Consider the following 16,564-nt stretch of genomic DNA (forward strand, 5'->3'; position numbering starts at 1 on the left):
GAGCGAAGTTGTCAGGACCGTCAGAAACGGTCTGATCAGGCAGACTAACCCCGGTCCCGGGTCCGGGGCCAGGGCGTCACCCGCCCCGGGCCGTTCTCACCCGTCCGGGCTGGTCAGGCCAACCGCCACACGCCGACGCCGGGCCCGTCGCCGGGCACGATCAGGGCCCGTTCCGACGCCTGCAGCGCGACCTCGCCGTAGAGGGTCTGCGGGGCCTGCGCGGCGAGCCGACCGGGCAACACCGCCCCGGCCCACGGGGCGCGGGCCACCACCACCAGCAGCCGTTCGTCGGCCGTCTCCCGCAGGTAACCGATCGCGTCGTCGGTGCCGATCACCCAGCGCAGCCCGCCGGTCCGCAGGGCCGGGTGGGCCCGGCGCAGGGCGATCAGCTCGCGGAAGCCGGTCAACGCCGCCTGGTCCCAGTCCTGCGGGCGGGCCCACGGCATCGGGGTGCGGGCGTGTTCGCCGTCGAGGGCCTCGAACCCGAGCTCCTCCCCGGCGAAGATCATCGGGGCACCCGGGTAGGTCATCTGCAGCCCGACCCCCAGGTGCACCGCGACCGGGTCCCGGGTGACGGTGCGGAACCGGGGCGTGTCGTGCGAGGCCAGCAGGTTCCAGTGCCGCAACGCCACCTTCCACGGGGTGCTGGCCAGAAAGTCGCGCATGGTGGCGATCGTGTCGCCGCCACCGCGCCGGGGAATGCGTTGCGGCATGCCCAGGAAGCCCAGGCCGTTCTCGGCGGCGGTCAACCAGCTCCACACCGGCCGGGTGAAGCCGGCGTAGTTCATCGCCCCCTGCCAGCCGTCGCCGATCAGGTCGGTGGAGAAGTCGTGGCAGTGCTCGGCCAGCAGCGCCGACCCCGGCCGGACCGCGTCCAGCGTGCCGCGCAGCTCCCGGGCGACGTCGTGCCCGTGGTCGAACGGGCCGTACCGGCCGGTCATGTTGGCCACGTCGATCCGCCAGCCGTCCAGGTCGTACGGCGGCCGCAGCCACCGGGCCACCACCGAGTCGTCCCGCCCGAACAGCCGGTCCCGCAGTTGGGTCGACTCCAGGTTGAACTTGGGCAGGGTGGGGTGGTCCATCCAGGAGACGTAGTCACCGCGCTCGTCGAAGTAGTAGAACTCGCGTTCGGGACCGCCGGCCCGGGCTGCCCGGAACCAGGCGTGGTCGTCTCCGGAGTGGTTGGTGGTGAAGTCACCGATCACGTGCAGGCCGCGGGCGTGCGCCGCGGTCGACAGCCGGGCCAACGCCTCGTCCCCGCCCAGCAACGGGTCGACGCAGTCGAAACTGGTGGCGTTGTACCGGTGGTTGGACCGGGCCGGGAAGATCGGCGTCAGGTAGATCGCGGTCGCCCCGAGCCCGGTGATGTGGTCCAGATGCTCGGTGATGCCGTCCAGGTCGCCGCCGTAGAACTGGTGCGGGGTGTCCGGCCCCCGATGGATCACCGGGTCGTCCCAGCCGGCCGACACCGCCCAGTCGGGCACGGCGCGCTCCGCCCCGGACCGGGCGAACCGGTCCGGGAAGATCTGGTAGACGATCGAGTCCGGGCCCCAGTCGGGCCCGGGATCGTAGGTGGTCAGCCGGAAGTCGTGCCGGTCGGCGACCTCCCGGGAGTACTCGCCGCTGCCGTTGAGCCAGGTGTACCCGGCCGGGCCGCGGTCGAGCAGCACCCGGTACTGGGTGACCGGGTTGTGCACGGTGACCTCGGCGGTGTACCAGTCCTCCCCGTCCACGTGACCGCTGCCGGTGGCCCGGACATACCGGGGTTCGGCGTCCTCGACTACCCGCAGGTAGACCGCGTCGACGCCGGCCGACCGGGGCACCCGCACCCGCAGGGGCACCCGGTCGCCCGCGGCCGGGGTCTGCGTCCCGACGTAGAGCGGTGAACCATCGTGGTGCGGGCCGGGTTCGCCGCCCGGAACCGCGGCGTGCTGATTGATCACGGGTGGATCAGGTCCAGATGGCCAGCGATGTCTCGGGATCGAAATAGTGGACGCGCTCGACGTCGACGGCCACCTCGATGTCATCGCCCATCCGCACCCGGGACCGCGGTGCGAACGAGGCCACCCACGTCACCCCGAGCTCCGGCCCGACGCGGAGTCCTTCGGCCCCGGCCTCCTTCTCGATGAGCTTGGTGTCCGCGGTCTCCACCCGTTCACCGGGGAAGGTGAAGTGCACGACCAGCTCCGACCCCAGGGCCTCGGTCAACGTCACCTTGCCCTTGATCCGCCGGGTCTCATCGGCGTCGCGGGCCAGGTTGGCGTCCTCCATGTCCTCACTGCGGACGCCGACGACCACCGGCTTGCCGACGAACGACTTGAGGGCGGGCCGTGCGGAGACCACGGACTCGGGGATCTGCAGGCCGGTGTCGCCGATCTTCACCTCCAGACCGTTGGCACCCTGGGTGATGTGCCCGGTGACCAGGTTCATCGGCGGCGAACCGACGAACTGCGCGACGAAGATGTTGACCGGGGTGTCGTAGCAGTCGCTCGGCGAGCCGAGCTGCTGCAGGATTCCGGCCTTCATCACCGCCATCCGGTCGCCCATCGTCATGGCCTCGGTCTGGTCGTGCGTGACGTAGAGCGTGGTGGTGTTCAGCGAGCGCACCACGGCGGAGATCTCGGCCCGCATCTGCACCCGCAACTTGGCGTCCAGGTTCGACAGCGGCTCGTCCATGAGGAAGACCTGGGGTTCACGCACGATCGAGCGCCCCATCGCCACGCGCTGACGCTGGCCGCCGGAAAGCTGCTTGGGCTTGCGGTCCAACAGCGGGGTGAGCTCGAGCATGTCGGCCGCCTTGGCGATCCGCCGCTCGATCTCGTCCTTGGGCATCCTGCGCAGCTTGAGGCCGTAGGCGATGTTGTCCCGCACGCTCATATGCGGGTACAAGGCGTAGGACTGGAACACCATCGCGATGTCCCGGCCCTGCGGGTCGACGTCGTTCACCCGCCGCCCACCGATGAGCAGGTTGCCGGTGGAGATGTCCTCCAGACCGGCGACCATCCGCAGCGCGGTGGACTTGCCGCAGCCGGACGGGCCCACCAGGACCAGGAACTCGCCGTCAGCCACGTCGATGCTCAGGTCGTGAACGGCGTGGAAGCCGTTCTCGTAAACCTTGTTGATCTTGTCCAGTACCACGGGTGCCATGGACGCTCTCCTGGGTCGCGTGTCGAGAAGAAGGATCTAGGTGCGGGTCGGCGCCGGTCAGCCCTTGACGGCGCCGGCGGTCAGGCCGGTGGTCAGGGAGCGCTGGGTGATCCCGAAGACGATGAGCATCGGTACCGCCGCCATCAGGCCACCCGCAGCCATCAGACCCCACTGCTGACGCAGTGGATCGGCGACCAGGCCGCGCAGACCGACGGCCAGGGTGGTGTTGTCGGGGTCGGGCAGAATCTGCTGGGCCAGCGGCAGTTCGTTGAAGGTGGCCGTGAAGCTGACGAAGAACACCACGACCAGGATCGGCAGGGCCAGCCGCATGATCAGTCCGAAGAAGATCTTGACGTGGCCGGCACCGTCGATCCGGGCCGACTCGTCGATATCCACCGGGATCGTGTCGAAGTAGCCCTTCATCAGGAAGGTGTTCACGCCGAGCGCCCCGCCCAGGTACACCAGCAGCAGGCCCCACACGCTGCGCAGACCCAGCGCCGGGAACACGTCGCCGATCTGCTGCAACAGGATGAAGATGGCCGTCAGCGCCAGCACCGCGGGGAACATCTGCACGAGCATCAGGGTGAGCAGACCCATGCGGCGACCCTTGAACCGCAACCGGCTGAACGCGAACGCCGCGGCTGCCCCCATGAACAGGGCCAGGAACGAGTTCAGCACGGCCAGCAGCAGCGTGTTGCGGAACCACACCGCGAACGGCCACTGGGAGCTGCTCAGCAGCGTGGTGAAGTTGTCCAGCGAGAAGTTGCTGGGCAACAGGCAGGTCAGCGCGGCCAGCCCGGTCTTGGACGGCGGGCAGGCCGCCGTCAGGGTGTTGCCGCCGGAGAAGGCCAGATTGATGACGTACAGGGCCGGGAACAGCGCCCAGATCACCATGATGATCGCGACGATGTGCCGCCAGCCGACGATGCGCATCCACCGCCCGAACGGCATCTTGTCGGCCTTGATCTTCGGTTCGGTCCCCGTCTTGGCGGCAGAGGTGTCGACGCTCATCGTCCGATCTCCTCAAGTTTGCGGGTGAGCCGGAACCCGTAGGCCGACACCGATCCGACGATGACGAAGATGAGCATCGCGATGGCCGAGGCCAGGCCCATCTGCTGGTTGGCCGGGGTGAAGGCCACCCGCAGCGTGTAGTTGATCAGCAGGTCGGTGGACCCGCCGTTGATGGCCGAGCCCGAGAACGGGCCGCCGCCGGTCAACAGGTTGATCAAGGTGTAGTTGTTGAAGTTGAACGCGAACGTGGTGACCAGCAGCGGGGCGGTGGCCACCAGCAACAGCGGCAGCACCACCGTGCGGAAGGCGTGCCGGCTGGACGCGCCGTCCACGAACGCCGCCTCCTTCAGGTCGGCCGGGACCGAGGTCAGCGCGCCCGAACAGACCAGGAAGAAGTACGGGAAGCCCATCCACAGGTTGACCATCAGCACCGAGAACTTGGCCAGCCAGGGATCGTTGAGCCACTGGATGTTGGCCCCCAGGATCTGGTTGACGATGCCGAAGTCGGCGTTGAGCATGCCCTGCCAGACCAGCGCGGTCAGGATGACCGGAAGCCCGTACGGGATGATCAACAGCACCCGGTAGATGCCCTTCCCGCGCATTCGGCGTTCCTGCAGGATCAACGCCAGGGCGAGCCCGAGCGAGAAGTTCAGGAATGTCGTCAGGATCGCGAAGGCGAACGTCCACAACAGGATCGGCAGGAACGATTCCCGGATCGTCTGGTCGGTCAGCAGTTTGACGTAGTTGCTGAAGCCGACCCCGACCGTCCAGCCCGGGTTGAGCCGTTGACCGGTGGTGGCGTTGATGAACGCACCGTCGTCGTTGTTCGCCAGATAGACCTCGCCGGTCGCCGTGTTGATCATGGCGTCCTGCGCCTCGTCGTACGTGAAGCCGGATCTGGCCTCGCGGGCCCGGGTGATCGAGATGGCCCGTAGGTAGGTGCCCTCGTCCGCGTTGACCGGTGGACTGAGGGCATCCCACTGCGCCTTGAGGTCGGGATTGCCCGAGAGCGAGGCCAGATTCAGGCTCTGGTAGCCGCTGACCCCGGTGACCCGGTCGCCGTCGCGCTGCACGTCACCGGCCGGGACCTCGGTCAGTCCCTCATTGGTGCCGATCCGGACCTGGTTGGTCGCCGGATCGGTGACCAGCATGGACACGGTGCCGTTCTGCTCGATCGGCACCACGGCGTACTCGGTGCCGCCCTCGACCGGCACCACGTTGCTGGCCTGGATGGCCACGATCGCCGCGTCCTTGCTGTCCAGGTGGCCCGTGCCGTAGTTGGTGAACGACAGGTAGGCGGTGAACAGCATCATGAACAGCTGGTAGACGATCAGGAAGACCAGACCGGGGATCAGGTACTTCAAGGGCAGGTTGCCCTTGGTGAAATAGACCGCGTTGACGGCGATCAGCACGATCGCGAAGAACACGACCGCCGGCCACCACCCGGCCGTCCAGGCCTGGGCCAGACAGTAGATCAGCAGGGCGTCGATCAGCCCTACCAGAATGATCTTGATGATCAGGTTGCCGGCGCCCGGGGAGCGGGAGGCCGGAGCCTCCCGCTCTTCCTGGACCGCCGGAGCGGTGTCGGTCATGTCGCCGTCGATCCTCTCGCGGTGTGTTCGACGTCAGTTCAGGCTGGCGTTGCGCTGATTGATCGACGTGGCGGCGTTCTGCATGGTGGTCGTCGGATCGGCGCCACCGGCCACCTGGAACTCAGCCAGGCCCCAGTCCTCGAACACGTTGGACATCTGCGGGATGGACGGCATCGGGATGCCCTGCTGGCCGTACTCGCCGAAGGCCTTGATGATCGGGTCGGCGGCAGCCGTCTCGAACGAGGCCTTCCATGCCGGCGGGCGCGGGTCGACCGCGAACATGGCGTCCATGAACTCGGTGGTCTGGACCTCGTCGGACAGGAAGGTCGAGGCCAACACCGGGTTCTTGGCGTTGTTCGGCTGGAAGAAGGCCCGCACGCCGATGAACGGCTGCGACTTGTACTGGCTGCCTTCCCAGTTCGGGATCGCGCAGACCATCAGGTTGTCGCCCAGCGCCGCCTTGGCGTCCGGAATCGCCCAGGGACCGGTGATCCAGTAGGGCGACTTGCCGGTGGTGAATGCTTCCTTGGCGATGTCGAAGCTGACGTTGGCGCCGAAGATGCCCTTGGCGGTCAGGTCCTGCAGGCGCTTGGCCGCGGCGATCGCGCCTTCGCTGCCGATGCCCATGTCCTTGGCGTCGAAGGTGCCGTCGGCGTTCTGCTTGAACGCGTACCCACCGTCGGCGCTGAACAGCGGCTGCCAGTGGTAACCGTCACCGGTCGCCCCGATCTGCATACCGATGCCCAGGCCGGACTGCACGGTGCCCGCGGCAATCAGCGCCTCGGCGTTGCTCACCGCCTCGTCCAGGGTGGCCGGGCAGGTCGGCGAGAGGGCCTTGTTGGTCAGCAGGGCCACGTTCTCCATCGCCCACGGCACGCCCACGGTGGCGCCGTTGTAGGTGACGCCCTGCACGGCGGCCTGGATGAACTTGTCGGTGTTGGCGCCCAGGTCGACCGGGGCCAGAATGCCGTTCTGCTGGAACCGGCCGATCTGGTCGTGCGGGCCCTCGAAGACGTCCGGGACGTCACCGGTGCTGTTGCCCTGGATCAGCGCGTTCTGCAGCTCGGTCCCGCCGTTGAACATGCGCACGACGCAGGTGACGCCGCTCTCGGCCGCCCACTTCTCGCACAGCGGCTGGATGGCCTTGGCGGTGTTGGCCGAGTTGTCGGCCCAGACAGTGAGGGTGGAGGCCCCGCCCGCCGCGCCGCCACCGGTCGCGGCGGCCGAACCGGAGGCCGCCGAGCTGGCGCCGGTCGCGGCCGAGGAGGCCGCGCTGGTGGTGCTTGATGAACTGCTCCCGCTGCTACACGCGGAGATCACGAGTGGAACGGCGGCCAACGCGAGGCCGATCTTGAGCATTCGACGCATGAGTGCCCCTCTGCACTGAGGTTTGGATGGAGCGGAGCCGAGGCCGTGTCCGACGGAGCCCGACATGAATGGACGTTGTGACAGCGATCAGAAACCTCTGCGAACCGCATCGCAACTCGGCGACACGCCCGAAAATCGGCCTACCGAACCCCGGTCTGTGACCTCATTCGGCATGAAATTTGCTGTGTCGCAACACGTTCCAAGCTGAACCGGTATAGCAGCCCTCAGTCGGGCACCCATCGGCCCCGTGGAGGATGTTGCCGAACTGTGATCTACCGCCGGCACAGCCCGCGGGCGCACGCCGACGGCTCATTGAACCTTCACAGGTTCAGCGACGTGAGCCATGGGTCAGGATCTGATCAAGATCAGTCAGGATCAGACACGCATCACCACCCACCTGCCTCACCCGCCGCCGTACCGGAGGAAGCCACCCATGACCGAGTCGCACCCGCCCGCCAGTCCCCTGCCCCGCCGGGCCATGCTCGCGGCGTCCGGCACTGCCGTGCTCGCCGTCGCGGCCGCCTGTTCGGGCGGCACCTCGACCGCGACCACGCCCGCCTCGTCCACCGCCGCCGCCACCAGCTCCAAGGCCTCGCCGGCGGCCTCATCGAGCGCGGCCACCACGTCCGCCGCCACCTCGTCGGCGCCGGCGAGCTCCGCGGCCACTTCCGCCGCCACGTCGGCGACCACGTCGGCGGAGGCCGCCGCCCCCACCGGGACGCCGCTGGCGTCGGTGGCCGACGTGCAGGCCGCGGGCGCCCTGGTCGTCGGCGACGGGTCCAACCCGTACCTGCTGGCCTACTCCGGCGACACCGTCGTCGCGCACACCGCGATCTGTACTCACCAGCAGTGCGCGATCGCGGCCAGCGGCAACTGCCCGTGCCACGGCTCGGAGTTCAACGTCACCACCGGAGCGGTGATCAAGGGCCCGGCCCAGCGCCCGCTGGCCGAGCTGCCGGTGACGATCAGCGGCGGTCAGGTCTACCGGGCCTGACCGCACAGCTAAGGCACAGGATCGCCCTAGGCCAGTCACACAGCGAGCACCCAGCATTGAGTCATGACCGCACCGAGCCCGCTGTCCAGCACCGCCGTCCCGGCCGACCGCGCCGCCCTGCGCGGTCCGGACGGGCGGCCCATCCGCGTCCTGGTCGTCGACGACGAGCAGTCGCTCTCGGAGCTGGTCAGCCTGGCCCTGCGGTACGAGGGCTGGGAGGTGCGCTCGGCGCCGGACGGCCTGTCCGCGATCGCCGCCGCCCGTGACTTCCGGCCCGACCTGGTCGTGCTGGACGTCATGCTGCCCGACATCGACGGACTGGAGGTGCTGCGCCGGCTGCGCGCGGACATCGAGCGCATGCCGGTGCTGTTCCTGACCGCGAAGGACGACGTCAGCGACCGCATCGCCGGCCTGACCGCGGGCGGCGACGACTACGTCACCAAGCCGTTCTCCATCGAGGAGCTGGTGCTGCGGCTGCGGGCCCTGCTGCGCCGCTCCCACCTGGCCCTGACCACCGACTCGTCCACCATCGTGGTCGGCGACCTGGTGCTGGACGAGGATTCCCGCGAGGTCCGCCGGGGTGACGACCTGATCAGCCTGACCGCGACCGAGTTCGAACTGCTGCGATTCCTCATGCGCAACCCCAAGCGGGTCATGTCCAAGGCGCAGATCCTGGATCGGGTCTGGAACTACGACTTCGGCGGCCAGGCCAATATCGTGGAGCTCTACATTTCCTACCTGCGCAAGAAGATCGACGCCGGACGGGAACCGATGATCCACACCATGAGGGGTTTCGGTTATGTCCTCAAGCCCGCCACCTGAGGCGGCCAGCGGCACACTCCTGGACGCCGGACCGGCCGACACCGCGCCCACCGAGCCAATCGTCGGGTCCGACCCGGCGGCGGCGTCACCCACCCGGCGGCGGCACTGGCTGCGCCCCCGCCGCCCGCTGACCCTGCGCAACAAGCTGGTCGTCGGCATCATGGCGCTGATCGTCGTGGTCTGCGCCGTCGTCGGCGTGACCACCGAGTTGTTCCTGAGCCGGTACCTGATGCGGCAGCTGGACGCCCAGCTGCAGACGGCCAACGAATTCGTCTTCGGCCCGGTCGAACGATCGGCCGGCTCCCTACCGTCCTGCTCGGCCGCCTCCCGCCCCGGCGGGCCGGGCGGCTTCGGCCAGTCCGCCTACAGCCTCACCGGCGTGATCGTCGACGGGCAGGTGGTCAACGCCTGGACCGTCACCCCCAAGTCGTCCACCGGCTGCACGCCCCTGTCGGCCGACGCCGACGCCGTGCTGCTCTCGATCGCACCCGCGGCCGCGCCGCAGACCGTGACCATCCCCGGTCTGGACAGCAGCTACCGGGTCGAGGCCTCCACCCGCAACGGGGTGACGGTGGTCAGCGGGCTGTCCACCGCCCAGGTGCAGGGCTCGTTGTTCCAGCTGGCCATGATCCTGCTGATCGTCACCGGGGTGGCGCTGATCGCCGGTGGCTTCGCGGTGGTCTGGATCGTCCGGCGCTCGCTGCGACCGCTGGACCGAGTCGCGGCCACCGCGCGCCAGGTGACCACGCTGCCGCTGGACCGCGGCGAGGTCGATCTCGGGGTGCGGGTGCCGGAGCAGGACACCGACACCCGGACCGAGGTCGGTCAGGTGGGCGCCGCGCTCAACCAGATGCTCGGACACGTCTCCGGGGCCCTGAAGTCCCGGCAGGAATCGGAGACCCGGGTCCGCCAGTTCGTCGCCGACGCCTCGCACGAGCTGCGCACCCCGCTGGCCTCCATCCGCGGGTACGCCGAGCTGGCCCGCCGCGACGAGCACGACGCCCAGACCGTCGGGCACGCGCTGCGCCGGGTGGAGTCCGAGTCGGCGCGGATGTCCACCCTGGTGGACGACCTGCTGTTGTTGGCCCGGCTCGATTCCGGCCGGCCGCTGTCCGCGGACCAGGTCGACATGAGCATGTTGATCATCGACGCGGTGTCCGACGCCCGGGTCGCCGGCGCCACCCACCGCTGGCAGCTGGACCTGCCCGAGGAACCGGTCACGGTGATCGGCGACGGCGCCCGGCTGCATCAGGTGCTGACCAACCTGCTGGCCAACGCCCGCACGCACACCCCGGCCGGCTCCACCGTGCGCTGCGGCCTGCGCACCGAGGCCGGTCCGGGCGGGACCTGGGCCGTGATCACCGTGACCGACGACGGGCCGGGCATCCCCGCCGCCCTGCAGCCGGAGATCTTCAACCGCTTCGTCCGCGGTGACTCGTCCCGCTCGCGGGGGGCCGGGTCGACCGGCCTGGGCCTGGCCATCGTGGCCGCCGTGGTCGGCGCCCACCGGGGCACGGTCACCGTGCAGAGCCGGCCGGGACGGACGGTGTTCACGGTCCGGCTGCCGGGCGCGACGGGCTGATCGACGGGCCCCCTCGGGGTCATACTGGGGCCGCGTCCGGAGCGGACCCGCCTGTCCGGCGCAGGAGGAGGCTCAGCGATGACCGGCGATGCCAGCACCCGGGATCGAGAATCTTTCGAGCGGCGGCGGGCGGTGCTGCGCGAGCAGTACCTGCAGCCGGCAGCGAGCCGGCCGCCGTCCTCGGCCCGCGGGTTGCACCACACCGCGCTGCTGTCCAGCGATGTCGAGCAGAGCATCCGGTTCTACCAGGATCTGCTGGAGTTCCCGCTCACCGAGCTGATCGAGAACCGGGACTACGCCGGCTCCTCGCACTTCTTCTTCGACATCGGCAACGGGAATCTGCTGGCGTTCTTCGACTTTCCCGGCCTGGACGTCGGCCCTTACCAGGAGGTGCTCGGCGGGCTGCACCACATCGCCATCAGCGTCGCGCCGGAGAAGTGGAACCGATTGCGGGACAAGCTCAGCGCCGCCGGGGTCGACCTGGTGGAACACAGCGACGTGTCGCTGTAGTTCCGGGACCCCGACGGCGCTCGGATCGAACTGATCGCCGATCCGCTCGGCGAGATGTACGGCTCGAAGGTGCTCTGACCCGCTCGGCCGCTCAGGAGGTCTGCGGCGCCTGCCCGCTGCCGTTGGGCGGGCTCATCCCGTCCGGGGGCTGCATCCCGTCGGGGGCCGGCATCCCGCCCTGACCGCTCTGACCACTCTGACCGCTCTGGCCGAACCCGCCGGTGGCGGAGGTTCCGGACAGCACCGAGGTGGCCGTGACGGTGTCGCCGTTGACGGTGCCGGTGACCCGCACCGTGGTTCCGGTGGCCAGCCCCGACACGTCGACCCCGGACCCGATCGCGTAGGTCGAGGTGTAGCCGTCCGTGCTCTTGACCGTCATCGACGTGCCGGACAGCTCGGTGATCTCGCCGCTCTGCAGGCGCATCGTCTGCGTCCCGTCGCCACTGGACACGACGAAGTCGCCGTGCAGGGCGTTGAGCAGCGCGGCCACGCCGGCCATCCCGCCCCGCTCGGTGCCGGATCGTCCGCTGCCCTCGCTCCCGCCCGAGCCGGGCATGCCTCCACCGAAACCGGCCTGGGTGGTGGAACTGTCGCTGGAGGAAGCGTTGGCGGCCGTCACCGCCGCCACCCCGCCGATCCCGACGACGGCGACCAACGCCCCGCCCGCGGCGATCTTCTGCCAGGGCTTCCACCGGGACGGGCCCTGCTGACCCCCGGTCTCACCCCCGGCCGGTGGCGGCGCACCCCAGGTCGGGGGCGGGCTGGCCGACGGCCCGCCCGGCGGCGGCGCGCCCCAGTTGGCCGGGTCGACCGACGGCGGGGGGGACCACTCCGGCGTGCCCCATTCCGGCTGCGCCCCGGTCGGGGCCGGCCCGGACGCCGGCGCCCCGAACTGGCCGGTCGGCTCATCCGACGCCGGTCGCGGACCGGGGCCGTAGGACTCGGGTGAGGTCGCGAACGGGGAGACGTAGGCCCAGGTGCCCGTCACGTCAGCGGAGTGATGGTTGGCCGGATCGACCGGCTGGTCCAGGGGCTGATCGGTGGGCTGGTTCCGGGCGGTCGGTTCCGGTTGCTCGCCGTCGTGGCGCGTCATGCGTTGCTCCTTCGTCACCAAGGTGGTGGTCAACTTGAATGCACGGTCCCGGCGGTCATCGCCCGACCAGCCCCGAGCGTGCGTCAGCCGGCTGTCCGGAAGCTGTGTGGACTGTGACGGAGCCATGAGCCGGGCCGGCGCCGTCGATGGCCCGCTATGGGGCACAGTGGCCGGGTGAGAGATGGGCCCGTGGCGAGCACCTGGACCCCGCCGCATCCGGTGGAGCCGGCGCAGGTGCTTGGGCCGCTGCGCCGCGGCAGCCACGATCCGACGCTGCGCTTCGAGCCGGGCGGCATCTGGCGCACGTCACTGACCCCGCTCGGGCCGGTCACGCTCCACCTGGCCACCGACCGGCGGCCCGAGATCCGCACGACGGCCTGGGGTCCCGGGGCCGAGTGGGCGACCGACCAGGTGCCCGAACTGCTCGGCGCGGACGACGACTGGTCCGCGCTGGACACCGACGGCCACCCGGTGCTGCGGCGCAGCCGCACCGCCCATCCCGGGTTGCGGATCCCGCGCACCACGCTGGTCTTCGAGGCGCTGGTGCCCGCAGTGTTGGAGCAACGGGTGGTCGGCGCCGACGCCCGCCGCTCGTGGCGGGAGCTGGTGACCCGCTTCGGATCGGCCGCCCCCGGGCCGGCCCCGGCCGGCATGCGGGTGCCGCCGTCGGCGGCGGACTGGAGCCGGATCCCGTCCTGGGAATGGCACCGGGCCGGGGTCGATCCGGGTCGCGCGGCCACGGTGCTGCGGGCGACCCGGGTGGCCGACGGTCTGCAGCGCACCATCGAGCGGGGCCGCGGCGGCCCACCGGTCACCCGCGCCCTGCGCACCGTCACCGGGATCGGCGTCTGGACCGCGGCCGAGATCGTGCAGCGCGCGCACGGCGACCCGGACACCGTCAGCGTCGGCGACTACCACCTGCCGGCCCTGGTCGGGTGGGCGCTGGTCGGCCGCCCGGTGGACGACGACGGCATGCTCGAGCTGCTCGAACCCTGGGCCGGCCACCGGCAGCGGGTGATGCGCCTGATCGAGACCGGCGAGGTCCGCAAACCCCGGTTCGGGCATCGGGCCGCCCGGGTCGACCACCGCCGGCACTGACCCCGGGCGGCGTCGGCGCGGCCCCCTCGCCCGCCGCCGGAGGGCACGATTTGGCGACCGCCCGGCCGGATCGCCGCCGACCCTCCTACCCTGGGCCGATGCAGATTCGGGATCTCGGCCCACTCGTCGTGGAGCGAGACGGATTGCCGGTCGGCCTCGGCGCCGGCCGGCTGGCGGCGGCGCTGAGCCCGCTGGCCAACCGGGTCGGCGAGGTGGTCGGGACCACGGCGCTGGTCGAGGCGGTGTGGGGTCCCCACGCCCCACCACGGGCGCCGCAGCTGCTCGAATCGGTGATCTGGCGGCTGCGCAAGGAGCTCGAACCGGGCCGGGCCGCCCGGGCCGCGCCGGTGCTGCTGCGCCGCGAAACCCTGGGGTATCGGCTGGATCTGCCGCCCGACGCGGTCGACTCCACCGAGCTGCGGACGGCCGCCCCGCAGATCCGCGGGTGGGCCGCGGACGGTCGATCGGAGCAGGTGCTGGAGCGCTCGGCCGGGGTGCTGAGCCGGTGGCGGGGCGAGCCCTACGCCGACCTGACCGACCACGGCTGGCTCGGGCCGGCCCGTCAGCAGCTGGTCGACGCCCGCATCGACATCGCCGAGCTGCGGGTGCAGGCCCTGCTCGACCTCGGCCGCCCGGAGGACGCGATCGGCGAGCTCGACCCGCTGCTGGCCGAGCATCCGCTGCGCGAACGACTGTGGGCCCAGCGCATCGCCGGCCTGTACCGGGCCGGCCGGCCGGCCGACGCGTTGGCCGACTTCACCCGGGCCCGCGCGGTGCTGGCCGACGAACTGGGCATCGATCCGGGCCGGGAGTTGCGCGAGCTGCACCGGCGCATCCTCGAGCAGGACCCCGCGCTGGACCTGCGGCCGGCCACCCGACCCACCGTCGTCGTGTCCGACCTGCCACGCGGCCGCACGTCGCTGATCGGGCGCGACGACGACCTGGCCACCCTCACCGGGGAGCTGGGCCAGGTGCGGCTGGTCACCCTGGCCGGGCCGGGTGGCGCCGGCAAGACGCGACTGGCCGTGGAGGTCGGCCATGCGGCCACCCGATTCCCCGACACCCGATTCCCCGACGGTGTGCACTTCGTCGACCTGGCTCCGGTCCGCGACCGGGACCTGCTCGTCGTCGCGATCGCCGGCACCCTGGAACCGGCCGGGCAACCCGGTCGGCGGCCGATCGAGGTCGTGACCGCCCGGCTCGCCGACGCGGACGCCCTGCTGATCCTGGACAACTGCGAGCAGCTGATCGACGCGTGCGCCGAGGTGGTCCCGGAGATCCTCGACCGCTGTCCGCGGGTCCGGGTACTGGCCACCAGCCGCGAGCCCCTGGAGCTGCCCGGCGAGTACGTGCACCGGCTGGGCCCGCTGCCGGTGGCGCCGGCCGGCGCCGTTCCCGGCCCGGCCCAGGAACTGTTCCTGGCCCGCACCGGCGGCACCACCGGGCCCGACCCGGCCGATCCGGACGGCGAGCTGGTCCGCCGGATCTGCCTCGCGGTCGGCGGTCTGCCGTTGGGGATCGAGCTCGCCGCCGCCCAGGCCGACACGTTCGCACTGAGCGAGATCGTCGAGGCGCTGGAACACAATCCGGCCGAGTTGGCCCGCCGAGGCACCGGACCCCCGCGTCAGGCCTCGCTGCGGGAGACCGTCGACTGGGGCTACCGGCTGGCCCGTCACGACGAGCAGGTCCTGCACCGCCGGCTGGCGGTCATTCCCGGACCGTTCACCCTGGACGTGGCCACCGCCCTGTGCGACCTGGCCCCGCTCCGGGCCGATCGGGCCATGAGCCTGGTCGGTGGCCTGGTGCACCGGTCACTGCTGGTCGCCGCCCGCCCGACCCGCGGAGCGTCCTCGTTCCACCAACTGGCCCCGATCCGGGCCCATGCCGCGTCCGTGCTCGACGACGCCGAGCGCGCGGCCATCGAGGCGGTCCGCGACCGGTGGCTCAACGGACGGATCGCCGCCGCACCGGTCGACGGGGCGGGCCAGGCGGCGTTCCTGGACTGGCTGGAGGGCAACGCCGCCACGCTGCGGGCCAGCCTGGATTCGACCCTGCACCGCGGCGGGGATCGCACCGCCCCGTCCATGGTGCTGGCCCTGCTCGGCGGTTGGTTCGAACGGGGCCGGCTGACCGAGGCCGCGCACTGGGTCGAGCGGCTGCGGGCCCGGCCGCGCGGGCGGCACCCCCTTGACGACGCCCTGGTCGACGTGGCCGCCGGCGCCGTGCTGGCCCTGGAGCATCACCGGGACCCGGCGGCCGAGCTGCTGCGCTCCGCGCTGCCCCGGCTCGAGTCCGCCCCGGCCGACTCGACCGCACAGGTGGCCTCGGCGCTGCGGATCGGGGCGGTGGCCGCGTGGACCGGCGATCTGTGGGACATTGCCGCCGACTACCAGGACGCGGGATTGCGGTTCGGCCACGTGGCCGGCCTCCCCCACCTGGAGCTGGCCTGCCGGGCCATCCGCGCCGCCAACTGGTCCTTCGCGGGCGACCGGGCCGCCGGGATCGCCGAAGCCGGCGAGGTGCTCCAGACGGCCAAGACGACGGGCAACGACCTGGCCGCGCTGTTCGCGCTCGTCGCCCTGACGGTGACGGCACTGACCCAGGGTGAGCCGCAGGTCGCCCTGGGCTATTCCGACCAGCTGCTGCTGACCCATCGCCGGATGGGCACCCTGGCGGTCAGCGACACCATCGAGACCCGGGCCTCGATCCGCCTCGGCGCCGGTGACCTCCCGGCGGCCGTCCGCTGCCTGGGGGCCTCGGCCGGCCTGAACCGGCGGTTGGGTCGGGACTGGCCCTGGCACGAGTTCACCCCCGCGGTGCTCGACGAGCTGCGGCAGCGGCTGGAGCCGGCCGAGTTCGACCGGCACTGGGCCAGCGGGGAACGGCTCGGGCGGGGCGACCCGGAGCGCTTCACGCCGGACTGGATCTGACCGGTGGGTATCCGCTCGGCGCACCGGGTGTGATCGGCCGCGCCGCCCGCAGCGCCTGCAGCGCGGCTTCCTCGTCGGCCCGCCGGGCGCCCTCGTCGCCGCTCGTCCGGGCCCGATCGGCCGCCCGCCGGAAATGGCCGGCCGCGGCCTGGTACTCGCGGCGGGCAGTGCCGGCGTCGTCGGCGTCCAGGGCCCGATCGGCCCGCTCGATCGCCCGTTCACCGGCCCGGCGCTCCCGGCGTTCGGCATCGGCATCGACATCGGCATCGACATCGCCCGGGGTCGGATCGGAGTGCTGGGACACGGGCATCGCCCCTCTCGGCGTCGTGGGGTCGGGGTGCGTCGACCCGGACCGATCCGATCGTGCCGGGCGGCACTGTCACCGCACTCGCACGACGGCGGGCGGTCGGCCCGGCG

12 protein-coding genes and 1 pseudogene are annotated in these 16,564 nt (G+C 71.3%); 6 read left to right on the forward strand and 7 right to left on the reverse strand.

From position 1 onward, the window contains the following. Positions 1–113: 113 nt before the first annotated feature. Genes NAMU_RS23190 through NAMU_RS23210 form a run of 5 tightly spaced genes read right to left on the reverse strand, consistent with a single transcriptional unit; the run spans position 114 to position 7,118 of the window. Positions 114–1,943, reverse strand: a complete 1,830-nt coding sequence (locus tag NAMU_RS23190) for a glycoside hydrolase family 13 protein (protein WP_015749773.1) — start codon at positions 1,941–1,943, stop codon at positions 114–116. Between the two features lie 7 nt (positions 1,944–1,950). Then, positions 1,951–3,147: an ABC transporter ATP-binding protein gene (locus NAMU_RS23195; protein WP_015749774.1), complete on the reverse strand. Its 1,197-nt coding sequence runs from the start codon at positions 3,145–3,147 to the stop codon at positions 1,951–1,953. A 57-nt stretch (positions 3,148–3,204) separates the two neighbouring features. Further along, complete coding sequence (locus tag NAMU_RS23200; protein ID WP_015749775.1) at positions 3,205–4,158, reverse strand: sugar ABC transporter permease; 954 nt, start codon at positions 4,156–4,158, stop codon at positions 3,205–3,207. Next, entirely contained in the window at positions 4,155–5,750 is a 1,596-nt protein-coding gene (locus NAMU_RS23205; protein WP_015749776.1) for an ABC transporter permease subunit, read from the reverse strand. The genes NAMU_RS23200 and NAMU_RS23205 overlap by 4 nt, the downstream gene beginning before the upstream one ends. A gap of 33 nt (positions 5,751–5,783) precedes the next feature. Next, positions 5,784–7,118, reverse strand: a complete 1,335-nt coding sequence (locus NAMU_RS23210) for a sugar ABC transporter substrate-binding protein (RefSeq protein WP_015749777.1) — start codon at positions 7,116–7,118, stop codon at positions 5,784–5,786. A 433-nt stretch (positions 7,119–7,551) separates the two neighbouring features. On the opposite strand from NAMU_RS23210, the gene NAMU_RS28685 reads away from it, so the two are divergent. The 4 genes and pseudogenes from NAMU_RS28685 to NAMU_RS23235 all read left to right on the forward strand — a co-directional run bounded on the left by NAMU_RS28685 (position 7,552) and on the right by NAMU_RS23235 (position 11,104). After that, positions 7,552–8,112: a Rieske (2Fe-2S) protein gene (locus NAMU_RS28685; protein WP_015749778.1), complete on the forward strand. Its 561-nt coding sequence runs from the start codon at positions 7,552–7,554 to the stop codon at positions 8,110–8,112. A gap of 63 nt (positions 8,113–8,175) precedes the next feature. Beyond that, positions 8,176–8,934 carry a response regulator transcription factor gene (locus NAMU_RS23225; protein WP_015749779.1) on the forward strand — a complete coding sequence of 253 codons (759 nt, stop codon included), beginning with the start codon at positions 8,176–8,178 and terminating at the stop codon, positions 8,932–8,934. Then, positions 8,912–10,516: a sensor histidine kinase gene (locus NAMU_RS23230; protein ID WP_169312545.1), complete on the forward strand. Its 1,605-nt coding sequence runs from the start codon at positions 8,912–8,914 to the stop codon at positions 10,514–10,516. Before NAMU_RS23225 ends, NAMU_RS23230 begins: the two co-directional genes overlap by 23 nt. A 78-nt stretch (positions 10,517–10,594) precedes the next feature. Then, positions 10,595–11,104: pseudogene (locus NAMU_RS23235) on the forward strand (VOC family protein). Positions 11,105–11,117: 13 nt separating this feature from the next. Here NAMU_RS23235 and NAMU_RS30140 read toward each other — a convergent pair. Continuing rightward, entirely contained in the window at positions 11,118–12,119 is a 1,002-nt protein-coding gene (locus NAMU_RS30140) for a hypothetical protein (protein ID WP_015749781.1), read from the reverse strand. 189 nt (positions 12,120–12,308) lie between these two features. Between NAMU_RS30140 and NAMU_RS23245 the strand changes: the two genes are divergently transcribed. Next, positions 12,309–13,217, forward strand: coding sequence for a DNA-3-methyladenine glycosylase family protein (locus NAMU_RS23245; RefSeq protein ID WP_015749782.1), 909 nt, complete (start codon positions 12,309–12,311; stop codon positions 13,215–13,217). 98 nt (positions 13,218–13,315) lie between these two features. Continuing rightward, a complete protein-coding gene (locus NAMU_RS23250) occupies positions 13,316–16,147 on the forward strand; it encodes a BTAD domain-containing putative transcriptional regulator (protein ID WP_015749783.1) in 2,832 nt (943 codons plus the stop codon). Here NAMU_RS23250 and NAMU_RS23255 read toward each other — a convergent pair. Beyond that, entirely contained in the window at positions 16,128–16,457 is a 330-nt protein-coding gene (locus NAMU_RS23255; RefSeq protein WP_015749784.1) for a hypothetical protein, read from the reverse strand. The genes NAMU_RS23250 and NAMU_RS23255 overlap by 20 nt on opposite strands. Positions 16,458–16,564: the final 107 nt, after the last annotated feature.

It is taken from the genome of Nakamurella multipartita DSM 44233 (assembly GCF_000024365.1).
Taxonomy (GTDB): domain Bacteria; phylum Actinomycetota; class Actinomycetes; order Mycobacteriales; family Nakamurellaceae; genus Nakamurella; species Nakamurella multipartita.

Bases quoted from the DNA above. Each gene is read 5' to 3' on its own strand.
- NAMU_RS23210 (WP_015749777.1), bottom strand. From the start codon at position 7,118: ATGCGTCGAATGCTCAAGATCGGCCTCGCGTTGGCCGCCGTTCCACTC.
- NAMU_RS23255 (WP_015749784.1), bottom strand. From the start codon at position 16,457: ATGCCCGTGTCCCAGCACTCCGATCCGACCCCGGGCGATGTCGATGCC.
- NAMU_RS28685 (WP_015749778.1), top strand. From the start codon at position 7,552: ATGACCGAGTCGCACCCGCCCGCCAGTCCCCTGCCCCGCCGGGCCATG.
- NAMU_RS23225 (WP_015749779.1), top strand. From the start codon at position 8,176: ATGACCGCACCGAGCCCGCTGTCCAGCACCGCCGTCCCGGCCGACCGC.
- NAMU_RS23200 (WP_015749775.1), bottom strand. From the start codon at position 4,158: ATGAGCGTCGACACCTCTGCCGCCAAGACGGGGACCGAACCGAAGATC.
- NAMU_RS23205 (WP_015749776.1), bottom strand. From the start codon at position 5,750: ATGACCGACACCGCTCCGGCGGTCCAGGAAGAGCGGGAGGCTCCGGCC.
- NAMU_RS23230 (WP_169312545.1), top strand. From the start codon at position 8,912: ATGTCCTCAAGCCCGCCACCTGAGGCGGCCAGCGGCACACTCCTGGAC.
- NAMU_RS23195 (WP_015749774.1), bottom strand. From the start codon at position 3,147: ATGGCACCCGTGGTACTGGACAAGATCAACAAGGTTTACGAGAACGGC.
- NAMU_RS23250 (WP_015749783.1), top strand. From the start codon at position 13,316: ATGCAGATTCGGGATCTCGGCCCACTCGTCGTGGAGCGAGACGGATTG.
- NAMU_RS30140 (WP_015749781.1), bottom strand. From the start codon at position 12,119: ATGACGCGCCACGACGGCGAGCAACCGGAACCGACCGCCCGGAACCAG.